Genomic DNA, 12,218 nt, shown 5'->3' on the forward strand with positions numbered 1-12,218 from the left:
TAACTTCCCTCCCTCTCATCAAGAGGGCGCAGGGAAGACCGGGTGCGCGCTGCACCCGCGGTCTCGTGTGCGGTTTGCACAAAACAAGGTGCACACGAGCATACAGGGCAGCGGAGAACACCCAGCCTTCCCTGCGCAATTGCTTTACGGCTTATAACGCGATCTCCCCGGTCGGGCCGTGCTCGTCGTCACCGTCGCCGCGCAGGGCGTAAGCCCTTGCGCAACTTGACGCCAGCATACGGGGCATCAGGACCACGCGTCTTTGCCGTACGCCTCTGTCGCGCTCGTCAGTCGCAACATCGACGTCCATCGCATCCCCGTCCTACGTTCGCGACGATGGCCAACGCCCCTCTGAGCAGGACGGGATGGCCAAAGATATACTCCTGATTTGAGCTTCTGGAAAAGCGAAATATTTTTTATTTCAGGGCTTGACATCACTTCCGAAAATCAGAACTGATTTACCCGACGGGTTGTTTTGTCGCGGTCCGGGCAATTCCCTCTCCGTCGTCATTCCAGGGCCCGCGAAGCGAGAGCCCGGAATCCATCCGCCGACATCGCAGACGGCTTAGCGGATTCCGGGCTCGCGCCAAGAGGCGCGCGCCCCGGAATGACGAGAGAGGCTTGACCCAATGCCCTCTCATGTAATATCAATAGTTACATGAGAAGAGACAGCCGATTATCCGGCGTGCTGCACGTGCTGCTGCACATGGCCGAACAGGATGAGCCCGTCACGTCGGAGGCGCTGGCAAAAGCCATGGATACCAACCCGGTGGTGATCCGGCGCGTCATGGCGGGGTTGCGCGATCAAGGTTATGTGCGATCGGAGAAAGGCCATGGCGGCGGATGGACGCTGGCGCGTGATCTGGCTGATGTCTCCCTGCGCGACATTTATGAGGCGCTCGGCGAGCCTTCGTTGCTGGCGATTGGCAACAGAACCGAAGCCCCCGGCTGCCTGGTGGAGCAGGCCGTGAACGCCGCCCTCACCCGCGCGTTCAACGATGCGGAGGCGCTGCTGTTGTCGCGCCTGGCTGACGTGACGCTCGCGAAGCTGAGCGCGGATTTTCACAAGCGTCTGGTTGGTCGCGGCAAAGGCCATCGGCTGGAGGCCGCGCATGCAAAGTGATGCGGCCGCCCAGGAAATGCTGGACCATTTCTCCAACCCCGACGCAGTGAAGCATTATGCGGAAGGACCGCGGCGTTTCGTGCCGGGCTTTGCCGACCTTCACCGCATGACATCAATCCTGCTGGCGGAACATGCGCCGCAAGACGCGCGCGTCCTGGTGCTGGGCGCCGGCGGCGGCCTGGAGTTGAAGTCGATGGCGGAGACCGCGCCCGGCTGGACGTTTGTCGGCGTCGATCCGGCCGCGGCGATGCTGAAGCTGGCGGAACGGACGCTGGGGCCGCTCAGCGCGCGCGTGCAGTTCCGGCAAGGCTATATCGACGATGCGCCCGACGGACCGTTCGATGCCGCGACCTGTCTGCTCACGCTGCATTTTCTCGATGTCGATGAACGGCGGCGGACGGCCAGCGAAATCCACCGCCGTCTCAAACCCGGCGCGCCCTTTGTGGCCGCCCACTCCAGTTTTCCGCAAGGGCACAGCGAGCGCGCGACCTGGCTGTCGCGTTACGCCGCCTATGCGATTGCTTCCGGCGCCGATCCCGACAAGGCCAACGGCGCCCGCGCCGGGATCGACAAGAATTTGAGCCTGCTCAGCCCGGAACAGGACGCGCAAATCCTGCGCGAAGCCGGCTTTGCGAGCGTCGAGCTGTTCTACGCCGCGTTTACCTGGCGCGGCTGGATTGCGTACGCCTGAAGCGGTGGAGCGTTCATGACCGTCCGCCCTATCGTCCGTTACCCCGATCCCCGGCTCGCGCTCCCCGCGCAGCCCGTGACCGCGTTCGACGGCGCGCTGCGCGAGCTTGCGACTGATATGCTCGAGACCATGCACGCCGCGCCCGGCATCGGCATCACCGCGCCGCATATCGGCGTCTCGCTTCGTGTCGTCGTGCTCGATCTCGACCCGGTCGACGGTGCGCGGACCTATGTCAATCCGGAGATCATCTGGGCCTCGCCCGAGATGATCATGCACCAGGAAGGCAGCGTCTCGATGCCCGGCGTCAATGACGACATCGAGCGCCATGCGCGGTTGCGGATCAGCTATCGCGACATCGACGGCCATGCCCGAACCGAGGAATCGCAGGGCTTGCGCGCGGTATGTCACCAGCACGAGATCGATCAGCTCAACGGGATGTTCTGGATCAGGCGGCTGTCCCGGCTCAAGCGCGAGCGGCTGATCAAGCGGTTCGAGAAGCTGTCGCGGGACGGTGCGGCGAACTGATGCCTGCGGAGCGCCTGACCAGGCGCTCCGCTACGGCTCAGCGCGCGCTGTCGATGATCGCGCCGCCATCGGGAGTGAGGCTGTAGCCCGTCAGGAACTGTGCGTCTTTCGTCGCGAGGAACAGCACGACGGGCGCGATGTCTTCCTCCGGCGATCCGAAGCGGGCGAGCGCGTTGGTCGGCGCCGGCACGTCGGCCTCCTCGCCCCATGTCTCCGCCAGCGGCAGGACATTGTTCACAGTGATCTTGTCGGCGGCCCATTCACGCGCGGCGGTTCGGGCAAGGGCGCGCACGGCCTTCCTTTGCCATGTTGTAGGGGCCATAACCCTTCAGGCCGATGACACCGGCCATCGAGCCGAAGTTGATGACGCGCCCCTCTCCGCTCGTCTTGAGGTAGGGATAGCAGGCCTGCATCGTTCTCAGATAGGCAATCGGGCCCACGGCGAAATTGCGCTGCAACTGCTCCACCGACAGATCGATGACGGACGAGAACGGCGCGGACGGATCGAACGCATTGTTGACGAGGATGTCGATCCCGCCAAAGGCGGTCACGGTCTTGGCCACCGCTGCCTTGATTTGATCCGCATCGCTGATATCGGCGACGACGCCGATCGCGGTCCCGCCAGCGGTCTCGATATCCGCCACGACGGCATCCACGTTTGCGGGCGTTAGCGACGCGACCGCGACCTTGGCCCCTTCCGCTGCGAACAGCTTGGCAGTGGCGCGGCCGATGCCGCGACCAGCGCCAGTCACAATGGCAACTTTTCCGTTGAGGCGGCCCATATTCATCTCCTTTGTGTGTCGATGGTTTGCAGCCCCGCCCCCATAGGGCGACGGGATTTCGCAAGCGGTTGATCCAAACGGCGCGCTTCTATTTGCGCGCGCCTCTCGTGCACGTTGAAATGCCGACGAAGATGGATATGTGCAAGTAGGATGAAAAACCTGCAGTAGGTATGGAAAATCTGACCATGGCCGACGAGATCAACATGCATGACGAGATGCGGCGCGCCTTTGCGCTTCTCTCGGGCAAATGGAAGCTGGAGATCCTCTGGCTACTCAATCAGCGGGTGCACCGCTTCGGCGAGCTGCGCAAGGGAATTCCCGGCATCACGCAGCACATGCTCACCGCACAGCTGCGCGAGCTCGAAGCCGACGGCCTGATATCACGCACCGTGTTCGCGCAGGTGCCTCTGCGAGTCGATTACGAGATGACTGCAAAGGCCCGCGGGCTCGGGCCGACGATGGCCGCGCTGACGGCCTGGTGGAACGAATATGGAAGCAGCGTGCCGAAGAAGCGATCGGTCTCGAGCGGACGCCGGACCAAAGACAGCAGGTAAGCTGCCGCCAATCAATCAGGCAGACTGCGGAACCCGCGCGATCACCTTGATCTCGAAATCAAAACCCGCGAGCCAGTTCACGCCCACCGCGGTCCAGTTCGGGTAAGGCGGCTCGCCGATCGCCTTCAGCCGGATGGGACCAATCGTCTCCCACTGCCTGGCCGGGTCGGTGTGGAAGGTGGTGACATCGACGACGTCGTCGAAGGTGCAACCGGCGGCCTTCAGCACGGAAGCGAGATTGTCGAAGGCAAGCTGGACCTGTTTTTCGAAGTCAGGTTCGGGCGAGCCGTCATTGCGGCTGCCGACCTGGCCGGAGACGAACAGCAGGTCACCCGAGCGGATCGCCGCCGAATAGCGGTTGATTTCGTACAGTGCCTGCCGGCCGGCAGGGAAGATCGCGTCGCGTTTGGCCATTGGTTCACTCCATTCGAACAGGCAAGGCCCGGCCGCAACGGTCGCGGCCGGCGGGAGCATTGATATACGCCCCGTATGCCGCTATATTGTTCATACGCGCCGTATGTCAATAGCATACGCGGCGTATGTTTATTGCAGGAGTTGGCTTTGGTCGCGAAGCGGCGGGCGCAGATGGTGGAGAAAACCCGGGCCAAGCTCATCAAGGCCGCCCGCAAGGCGTTTGCGGCGGAGGGTTATGCGGCGGCGTCGATGGACGAACTCACCGCCAAGGCCGGCCTGACGCGCGGCGCGCTCTACCACAATTTCGGCGACAAGAAGGGCTTGCTGCAGGCCGTGATCGACCAGATCGACGCGGAAATGGTGGCGCGGATGCGCGCTGTCCAGGATCGGGCCAAGACCGCATGGCTCGGATTTCTCGACGCCAACATCGCCTTCATCGAGATGGCCCTGGAGCCGGAGATCCAGCGCATCATGCTGCTGGACGGGCCGGCCGTGCTCGGCGATCCATCGCGATGGCCGAACCAGAACGAGTGCCTGCGCACCACGACGCAAACCATCCAGGCGCTGATCGATGCGAAAACGGTCAGGCCGGTGGATGCGGAAGCGGCCGCTCGGCTGCTCAATGGCGCGGCGCTCAGCGCCGCGCTGTGGATTGCGGCGGCCGACGATCCCCACGCCGTCCTTGCCAAGGCAGTCGCGGCGTTCCGGCATCTTGCGGTCGGTCTGCTGCAGATCGAGCAATGAGCGCGGCGACCAACCGGGAAGCTGCGATGCACCCGGCGGTCTAAAAAAAATGCCGGGGGATGTCGGATCGGGCCGAGCGGCTGCGTCCTTGGCACAGATGATCAAGCTTCGTTCAAGGAGATTTTTCGATGAACACGCCAGCGATGCTCTGGACCGGTCGGATTCTGACGGGGCTCTTCGCCCTGTTCATGCTCGGCGCCTCGGTTGCACCCAAGCTGCTCCAGCTTCCGGTGGCGGAAGAGACGATGGCGCAATTGGGCTGGCCTTCCGGCTTTGCATTTACGATCGGAATCATCGAGCTGGTCTGCCTTGCGCTCTATCTGATCCCGCGCACCAGCGTGCTTGGCGCGGTGCTGATGATGGGGCTGCTCGGCGGCGCGATGGCGACCCAGACCAGGGTGGGCAGCCCGCTGTTCAGTCACATTCTGTTCAGCCTCTATCTCGGGCTGTTTATGTGGGGCGGGCTGTGGCTCCGCGACCCGCGCGTTCGGGCGCTGTTTCCGATTGCACTGGAGCCCGCCGACGCCGTGCGCTGACTCACCGGCGCGCAAGGCGCTTCTCATAACGCCAGATTTCGAGATCAAACGGGCCGTCAACGGTATCGAGGCGGTTGACCATCGTCCGGGCGAGATACCATCCGCTCTTCTCGTAAAATTTTGCGGCGCGCGAATTGCCGATCGCGCAGGCGAGCCACGCCGTCTCGACGCCGCGCTGCGACATCTGCACCTCCGCGTCCGCGATCAGCGTGGCCGCCACACCCGTGCCGCGCGATGCCGATGTGACGTAGAACTGATTGAGCTCATCGCCCTTCAGCATCGCAAAGCCCAATGGGGCGCCCAGCGGGCCTATCACCCGCACATCGGCAAGCGCGGCGGACATCCGTTCGGCAAAATCTTCAAACGTTCGCGCACGCGCCAGCGCGGGCGGCAGGATCGCGGCATGGGCATCCTGCCAGCCGTCATACCACAGGCGCGTCAGCACGCTGGTCTCGGAAGGGTCGGCGGGTCTTGGCTTCATCGCATCTACATTATCCTCCGTCATATCGATTGGAAACCTCATCAATCCAACTGCGAAGTTGACTCCGCCTGTGACAAAAGCAATACTTCGCTACATGGTGAAGTATCAAGCCTCCCGTATGGACCGCACGTTTTCGGCGCTCGCCGACCCTACCCGGCGGGCCGTGCTGCTGCGGCTGAAGGAAAAACCCGGGCTTTCGGTGAGCGAACTCGCCCGGCCGTTTTCGCTAAAACTGCCTGGAATGATGAAGCATCTCGACGTGCTGTCCGATGCGGGATTGATCAAACGCACAAAAACCGGTCGCACCGTGTCGGTCCATCTTTCGGTCCGGCCGATGCGGGAGGCCATGGAGTGGCTCAAGCGGTATGAGCGGCTCTGGACGGTCAGCCTCGATCGCCTGGTTGCGCTCGTGGAAGAGGATGGCGAGCGATGACCAGGAGCCTGCCGAGCGTGACCATCGTGCGCAGGATCAAGGCCTCGCCCGCCAGGGTTTGGGCGGCGATCACGCAGCCCAAACTGATGATGCAGTGGTGGGGTCCCGATGCCGGGCCGACGCTGCGCGCCGAGGCGGACGTGCGACCCGGAGGCCGCTTCAGCGTCGTCTTCCGGTTGCTGAACGGCGAGGAGCACAATCCCACCGGGGTTTATCAGGAAGTGATTCCAGAGAAGAAGCTGGTGTTCACCTGGGACTTGCCGGGAACGAGGGAACGCGAGTCGCTGGTCACGTTTCTGCTTGAGCCTGACGACGGCGGCACCAGGCTGACCCTGCGACACGAGCACCTTCCCGACGAAGAGGCGCGCAAGAGTCACGAGCACGGCTGGAGTGGCCTGCTCGACAAGCTGCCCATTTTCCTTGAGGTTTTTTTTGGAGTTGCCGAATGAGCGACCTGATCCTCACCACCTTCGATTGGGTTCCCGAACCGCCGCGCGGCTATGTGCGTGACATCCGGGTGCGTTGGGCGCTGGAAGAGGCAGGCCTGCCCTATCGCGTCGAGACCGTGCCGTTTCGGAAACGGAATGCCGAGCATTTCGTCCACCAGCCGTTCGGCCAGGTGCCGTGGTTGACCGATGGCGACATCTCGATCTTCGAGAGCGGCGCGATGCTGCTTCATCTCGGCGAGCGCAGCGACGCGCTGATGCCCAGTGATCCGCGCGGTCGCAGCGAAGCCAAGGAATGGCTGTTCGCGGCGCTCAACTCCGTCGAAATGGCCAGCCTGCCCTGGTCCTTGCTCATCTTTTCCGGCAACACCGGCGACACGCCGGCCTGGAAACTCTTTGACGGGTTCCTGCACCAGCACCGGCTCAAGCACATGGAGGCCGTGCTGGCAGGACGCCAATGGCTCGCCGGGACATTCTCGGTCGCCGACATCCTCATGGCGGATGTGCTGCGCCTCGTCGCCCGGTTCGACGGCCTGGCGAAATATCCCGCCTGTCACGACTATGTCGCGCGCGCCACGGCCCGACCGTCTTTCGTGAAGGCACACGCAGACCAGTTGGCGCATTTTGCTGCGGCAGATGCAGCTTGAGATTTCTTCACGGCGTTTTCGAACCTCGTCGGCGCCCGAGCGACGTCGTGTGACATCCGTCACAGCGACGGGAGGCGTCCTGCGGCATTGATCTGCCCATCGACGGCGGAATGGTCCGCCCGACCTGAAAAGGAGTGGACGACAATGCAGAACATGGAACAGAAGAACTCGGAAATCCGCGAGTTGAACGATGCAGAGCTCGAGGCGATCAGCGGCGGCAACATCTTCGGCGACATTGGGCGCTGGATCGTTCGCCGCTTGAAAGGAGACGGCGACCTTCGCCGTGCGACCGACCGCCCGAACTAAACTCATCTTCCAGACTGACTCCCGCGGCGCAAGCGGCGTTCGCGGGGGTCAGGCCGCGGGCTTTTGCTGCCAATCCCCAACGGCCGTTCGTCACGGCCGCGTGCTCGATTTTGGCGAGGAGCCGAAGGCGCGGCGAAACGCGTGCCCGAACGCGCTCTGCGAGGTGTAACCGACCTCGGCCGCCACGCTGGCGACGTCCGATCCACCGCGCGCCAGTGCTGCGCGCGCAAGCGTCGCACCCAAAGAGGCAACTTCGTCGTTGCAGGGCAAGCGACGCAGTTCATGGCGCCGCAACATTCCCGGAAATTAGAGCGCTTGGTCGTCGTGCGCGATGGCGAATCGCGTTGCACCGACTAGAAGGGACTTGCGGACTGCGCTGCCGCAGAGTCCATGGAGACCACATGCAGAACCCGAAGGATGTTGCTCCCGACGCGAATGCGACAAGCGGGATGAGGCTGTCGCGGCGCCAACTGCTCGATGGCGGCTTCGGGATCGGCGCGTATCTGCTGACCGCAGGGAGCGTCCGGGCGGCCGACCATGTGCACGGCAATATGGACATGTCCCCCAGCATGGGCATGGTGCCGGAGAAACCTGTGCCCGCGATGGATCAACCGCTGGTCGAGCCCGAGGTGCGGCGATCCGCCAATGGCGTGCTCAGCACGACCTTGCGGGCAGCCTACGCCTACCGCCAGATCGGCGGCGTCAGGCTCTATGTCAGGTCCTATGAAGGCGGCAGCCCGGGGCCGACGTTGCGCATGAAGCCCGGCGAGACGTTGCGCATCAAGCTGATCAACGATCTGCCGCCGAACCGGGACACGCTTCCCGCCGATATCAGCCGGCCGCATCAGTTCAACAACACCAATTTCCACTTCCATGGCGCCCATGCGAGCCCGAGCGGCATCGCCGACAATGTCATGCGCTCGATGGCCCCTGGCCGCGCCTACGAGATCGAAATCAAGCTGCCGGAGGACCACACCCGGGGCACCTACTGGTATCACCCCCATCATCACGGCAGCGCCGATATCCAGATGTCGAGCGGAATGGTCGGCGCCCTGGTCGTCGAGGGCGATTTCGCCGATGTGCCGGAGATAACAGCCGCCCGCGAGCGCATGCTGATCCTGACCCAGGTGGTCTATGACGCGCACGGCATGATCGAGAATTTCGAAACGTTGTTTCCGGAGACGGCGACCCGCTTCCTGGCGGTCAACGGCCAACGCCGGCCTGTGATCGAGATGCGCCCCGGCGAGGTGCAGCGCTGGCGCATCCTCAATGCCGCCTATCAGGACGACATGCTGCTCGATCTGGAGAAACACGATGTGCACGCCGTCGCCTATGACGGCATCCAGCTCGGCGCCGTGCAGCGCCTGAAGCAGCTTCTGATCGCGCCGGGCCAGCGCGCCGATATTCTGGTGCAGGCGGGTCCCGCCGGCACCTATGCTCTGGACGCGAAACCTTATGACCAGGGACACCCCTCGCCTGTCGGCCAGCTGGCCCGGCTGGTGGTCTCGGGTGCGCCGATGGACATGAAGCTGCCGCGCGCATTGCCGCGCCCGCCGCTGGAAACCATCAAGGAGACCGAGATCACCAACCGCCGCACGGTCACCTTCTCGGCGACCGCGCCCGAAGCCGATGCCGCCGGCCATTGGCAGGAATTCAACTTCTTCATCGACGGCAAGAAGTTCGATCCCGGCCGCATCGATCAACGCGTCAAGCTCGGCGCGGTCGAGGAATGGACGATCGTCAATACGCATGAGCATGACGACCACGTCTTTCATATCCACACCAACCCGTTCCAGGTCGTATCCGTCAACGGCAAGGCGCTGGCCGTGCCGGAATGGCGCGATACCGTCATCGTGGAGCGCAAGGGCGGCAAGGTCGTGTTCCGCTCGCGCTTCCTCGATTACACCGGCATCTACATGGTCCACTGCCACATGATGAATCATGAGGAGATGGGCATGATGCAAACGGTCGAGGTGTATAAGGAGTGATCAACTTGGCGGCCGTCCATCGGGCGAGTCCGGTCATCATGCGGTAACGTACGTCAACCTGATCACGTCCTCGTCCATTCGATCGCTGGCCGCAAGGCGCAGCGGCGGCCGCGGGCCGGCGAAGAATGGCGTGCCGCGACCCAAAACGACGGGATGGAGGTAGAGTTGGTACTCATCGATGAGACCAAGATCGGTCAGGCTTCGCGCCAGGTCTGGTCCGGAGACGTCAATCTCGCCTGCGCGCTCAGCCTTCAGCCCCCGTATGACAGCCTCGAGGTCATCCCCGACCAGCGTGGCGTTGGGGCCGACTGACTTCAGGGAACGCGACACGACCCATTTCGGTTGTTTCCGCCACGCCGCTGCGAACTCGTGTTCCGCGGCGTCCCACTCAGGATGGTCTTCGTCCCAATAACGCATGATCTCGTACATCCGGCGACCGTACACGCTGCCCGAAAGTCCGCGCACTTGCTCGATCCAGTGATGAAACAGCGCCGGGCTTGGCCTGAATTCGTTGTGGTCGACGTAGCCGTCCAGCGACTGGTTCATTCCAAATACGATCTTCGCCATGTCTGTCTCCTTGTGGCGCTCCAAGCCTGAGGACGTGCCCGATCGACAACTTCCGACAGTTTGCGATCATTTTTTTGCCGGGTCGCTCCGACATTCACAACTGTCATCCTCCGCGAAAGCGGAGGATCCAGTACGCCGCGGCTTCTCGGCTCTATCGTTGACGTCTCTGGAATACTGGGTCGCCCGGTCAAGCCGGACGATGACACCGAATATGGGTCCGCGATCTCGCGGCACGACATGCCCGAGCTATTGCTTTGGTTTCGCCCTCTGATGACAGAGGGCGCAGGGAAGGCCGGGTGCGCGCTGCACCCGCGGTCTCGTGTGCGATTGTGCAACAAGATGGTGCACACGAGCGAAGCGTAACCCGCCGCTTCGTCGCGGTGAAACAATGCGGTGGATTACGCCTTCGGCTAATCCACCCTACGAGCTGCCGCCGGCTCATAGCCGTATGCTTCGCCCTTACGAACGACGCGACCAATGCCCGGCCAGCCGAGATGGGCTCCGGCAATCCACGTCCCGGCCCCCGCCACCTCATGGAGAATCTTTTGGCGGGTTGCGCGTGCAGCCGGCTGGTCGTCGTCATAGCCCCAACTGAACTCGGGATTGCCAAACTGCAGGGCCGGGACATGAATGATATCCCCGAAAAACAGAAAACGGTCTTCGTTCGTATCAAACGCGTAGCCGGTATGACCGGGAGCATGACCGGGCAATGCGACCGCTCTCAATCGCTCGGCAACCCGGTCGCCATCCCGGATGGATTTCAGCAGGGGCCGGAACCGCGCAAGCTGCGCCTCGGCGAAAAAGCTCTCCACAGCCGCCTCGGAAATGGCGATCGTCTTCAGGTTCGGAAACATCACGCGGCCGTCCGGGGTCAACAGCCCGTGCAAATGATCCTGGTGGGTGTGCGTCAGCGCCAGAACCGTGATCGAAGCCGGCTCGATCCCGGCATCCGCCATGGTCTGCTCGAGACGGCCCACTGTCGGGTTCCAGCCACCTCCTCCGCTGTCGATCAGAACGCCGTCGACGCCCGGACCTGAGAGAGCGAAGCAATTGACGGACAAGCGAAGCGTCCCCGCCCGCCCGGCTTGCGGCACGGGGTTATCCAGCGCGTCTCGCAAAAGGGCCGGGGGCATATCGAGGTAGCCGTCCGACAGCGACCAGACGCGCCACCCTCCCGACGTGCCGCTGAGAACGTTGCGACTGCAGGATTTCACAATCATGAGACCACCTCTTCGTTCCGCGCTGGATGTCCGAGGCCGATCCAGCCGGCAAGCTACTCGTTGATCTCGGGCTCGACGAGCTTCGCCAGGTTTCGCAGCGACTCCTGCCAACCGAGATAACAAGCCTCGGCTGGAATGACATCAGGCACGCCGGCCTGCTCGATATTCACCTCGGTGCCGACCGACACATTCTTCAGCGTCACGGTCACCTGCATCTCGCCGGGCAGGTTCGGATCATCGAACGTATCGGTGTAGCGCAAACGTTCGCTAGGCACGAGTTCGACATATTTGCCGCCGAACGAGTGGCTTTTGTCCGTCGTGAAATTCCGGAAGGACATCCTGAACGTACCGCCGACCTTCGGTTCCAGATGGTGCACGGTGCAGGTAAAGCCGTTCGGCGGAAGCCATTTCGCAAGCGCATCCGCTTCGAGGAACGCGCGATAGATCTTCTGCGGGCTGGTTGTCAGGACACGGTGCAGACGGATGGTGCTGGGCATGCTGATGGACCTCTTTGGATTGCAGGTTGGTGCCCCGAGGACGAGTGAGGCTTGATCGAGCCGACATGGGGTCTGGTATTTTTTTGTAAGGGGATCTCATGCCTGTTCGGCCTACGGTGGCATAGGTCCGCATTCTCGCGGCACGATATGCCCGAGCTATTGCTTTGGTTTCACCCTCTGATGACAGAGGGCGCAGGGAAGGCCGGGTGCGCGCTGCACCCGCGGTCTCGTGTGCGATTGTGCAACAAGATGGTGCACACGAGC

The 12,218-nt window shown here is 63.0% G+C and carries 17 protein-coding genes and 1 pseudogene; 11 read left to right on the forward strand and 7 right to left on the reverse strand.

Annotated features, from left to right (window positions below; all coding sequences use genetic code 11):
* The first annotated feature begins 658 nt into the window (after window positions 1-658).
* Genes JQ567_RS13475 through JQ567_RS13485 form a run of 3 tightly spaced genes read left to right on the forward strand, consistent with a single transcriptional unit; the run spans window position 659 to window position 2,339 of the window.
* Window positions 659-1,123 (forward strand): Rrf2 family transcriptional regulator, encoded by a 465-nt coding sequence (locus JQ567_RS13475; RefSeq protein ID WP_212439247.1) that lies wholly within the window; start codon window positions 659-661, stop codon window positions 1,121-1,123.
* The gene (locus tag JQ567_RS13480) at window positions 1,113-1,814 is read left to right on the forward strand and encodes a class I SAM-dependent methyltransferase (protein ID WP_212439248.1); all 702 of its coding nucleotides are present in this window, start codon (window positions 1,113-1,115) and stop codon (window positions 1,812-1,814) included. Before JQ567_RS13475 ends, JQ567_RS13480 begins: the two co-directional genes overlap by 11 nt.
* A gap of 15 nt (window positions 1,815-1,829) precedes the next feature.
* Complete coding sequence (locus JQ567_RS13485) at window positions 1,830-2,339, forward strand: peptide deformylase (RefSeq protein WP_212439249.1); 510 nt, start codon at window positions 1,830-1,832, stop codon at window positions 2,337-2,339.
* A gap of 37 nt (window positions 2,340-2,376) precedes the next feature.
* Here JQ567_RS13485 and JQ567_RS13490 read toward each other — a convergent pair.
* A pseudogene (locus tag JQ567_RS13490) lies at window positions 2,377-3,121 on the reverse strand (SDR family NAD(P)-dependent oxidoreductase).
* A gap of 170 nt (window positions 3,122-3,291) precedes the next feature.
* Between JQ567_RS13490 and JQ567_RS13495 the strand changes: the two are divergent.
* Complete coding sequence (locus JQ567_RS13495; protein WP_212439250.1) at window positions 3,292-3,675, forward strand: helix-turn-helix domain-containing protein; 384 nt, start codon at window positions 3,292-3,294, stop codon at window positions 3,673-3,675.
* A gap of 15 nt (window positions 3,676-3,690) precedes the next feature.
* On the opposite strand, the gene JQ567_RS13500 is transcribed toward JQ567_RS13495, so the two are convergent.
* Window positions 3,691-4,089 carry a RidA family protein gene (locus tag JQ567_RS13500; protein ID WP_212439251.1) on the reverse strand — a complete coding sequence of 133 codons (399 nt, stop codon included), beginning with the start codon at window positions 4,087-4,089 and terminating at the stop codon, window positions 3,691-3,693.
* 147 nt (window positions 4,090-4,236) lie between these two features.
* Here JQ567_RS13500 and JQ567_RS13505 point away from each other — a divergent pair, with 147 nt between their 5' ends.
* Window positions 4,237-4,833, forward strand: a complete 597-nt coding sequence (locus JQ567_RS13505; RefSeq protein WP_249165439.1) for a TetR/AcrR family transcriptional regulator — start codon at window positions 4,237-4,239, stop codon at window positions 4,831-4,833.
* A gap of 128 nt (window positions 4,834-4,961) precedes the next feature.
* The gene (locus JQ567_RS13510) at window positions 4,962-5,369 is read left to right on the forward strand and encodes a DoxX family protein (RefSeq protein ID WP_212439252.1); all 408 of its coding nucleotides are present in this window, start codon (window positions 4,962-4,964) and stop codon (window positions 5,367-5,369) included.
* A gap of 1 nt (window position 5,370) precedes the next feature.
* Here the strand turns inward: JQ567_RS13510 and JQ567_RS13515 are convergent, their stop codons facing one another.
* Window positions 5,371-5,850, reverse strand: coding sequence for a GNAT family N-acetyltransferase (locus tag JQ567_RS13515; RefSeq protein WP_212439253.1), 480 nt, complete (start codon window positions 5,848-5,850; stop codon window positions 5,371-5,373).
* 118 nt (window positions 5,851-5,968) lie between these two features.
* On the opposite strand from JQ567_RS13515, the gene JQ567_RS13520 reads away from it, so the two are divergent.
* From JQ567_RS13520 to JQ567_RS13535, 4 genes are all read left to right on the forward strand, one after another.
* Window positions 5,969-6,283, forward strand: a complete 315-nt coding sequence (locus tag JQ567_RS13520) for a helix-turn-helix transcriptional regulator (RefSeq protein ID WP_249119179.1) — start codon at window positions 5,969-5,971, stop codon at window positions 6,281-6,283.
* Window positions 6,280-6,732, forward strand: coding sequence for an SRPBCC domain-containing protein (locus tag JQ567_RS13525; protein ID WP_212439254.1), 453 nt, complete (start codon window positions 6,280-6,282; stop codon window positions 6,730-6,732). The genes JQ567_RS13520 and JQ567_RS13525 overlap by 4 nt, the downstream gene beginning before the upstream one ends.
* Window positions 6,729-7,376 (forward strand): glutathione S-transferase family protein, encoded by a 648-nt coding sequence (locus JQ567_RS13530; protein ID WP_212439255.1) that lies wholly within the window; start codon window positions 6,729-6,731, stop codon window positions 7,374-7,376. Before JQ567_RS13525 ends, JQ567_RS13530 begins: the two co-directional genes overlap by 4 nt.
* Window positions 7,377-7,520: 144 nt before the next feature.
* Window positions 7,521-7,682, forward strand: coding sequence for a hypothetical protein (locus JQ567_RS13535; RefSeq protein ID WP_212439256.1), 162 nt, complete (start codon window positions 7,521-7,523; stop codon window positions 7,680-7,682).
* A 90-nt stretch (window positions 7,683-7,772) separates the two neighbouring features.
* Here JQ567_RS13535 and JQ567_RS13540 read toward each other — a convergent pair whose 3' ends face one another.
* The gene (locus JQ567_RS13540) at window positions 7,773-7,925 is read right to left on the reverse strand and encodes an AraC family transcriptional regulator (protein WP_249165440.1); all 153 of its coding nucleotides are present in this window, start codon (window positions 7,923-7,925) and stop codon (window positions 7,773-7,775) included.
* 158 nt (window positions 7,926-8,083) lie between these two features.
* Here JQ567_RS13540 and JQ567_RS13545 point away from each other — a divergent pair, with 158 nt between their 5' ends.
* The gene (locus JQ567_RS13545) at window positions 8,084-9,670 is read left to right on the forward strand and encodes a multicopper oxidase family protein (RefSeq protein WP_249165441.1); all 1,587 of its coding nucleotides are present in this window, start codon (window positions 8,084-8,086) and stop codon (window positions 9,668-9,670) included.
* 36 nt (window positions 9,671-9,706) lie between these two features.
* Here the strand turns inward: JQ567_RS13545 and JQ567_RS13550 are convergent, their stop codons facing one another.
* From JQ567_RS13550 to JQ567_RS13560, 3 genes are all read right to left on the reverse strand, one after another.
* The gene (locus JQ567_RS13550) at window positions 9,707-10,237 is read right to left on the reverse strand and encodes a dihydrofolate reductase family protein (protein ID WP_212439258.1); all 531 of its coding nucleotides are present in this window, start codon (window positions 10,235-10,237) and stop codon (window positions 9,707-9,709) included.
* A 410-nt stretch (window positions 10,238-10,647) separates the two neighbouring features.
* Window positions 10,648-11,457, reverse strand: a complete 810-nt coding sequence (locus JQ567_RS13555) for an MBL fold metallo-hydrolase (protein ID WP_212439259.1) — start codon at window positions 11,455-11,457, stop codon at window positions 10,648-10,650.
* A gap of 53 nt (window positions 11,458-11,510) precedes the next feature.
* Complete coding sequence (locus JQ567_RS13560; protein WP_212439260.1) at window positions 11,511-11,954, reverse strand: SRPBCC family protein; 444 nt, start codon at window positions 11,952-11,954, stop codon at window positions 11,511-11,513.
* Window positions 11,955-12,218: the final 264 nt, after the last annotated feature.

This window comes from Bradyrhizobium sp. AUGA SZCCT0431, from assembly GCF_018131065.1.
In the GTDB taxonomy this organism is placed as follows: Bacteria; Pseudomonadota; Alphaproteobacteria; order Rhizobiales; family Xanthobacteraceae; genus Bradyrhizobium.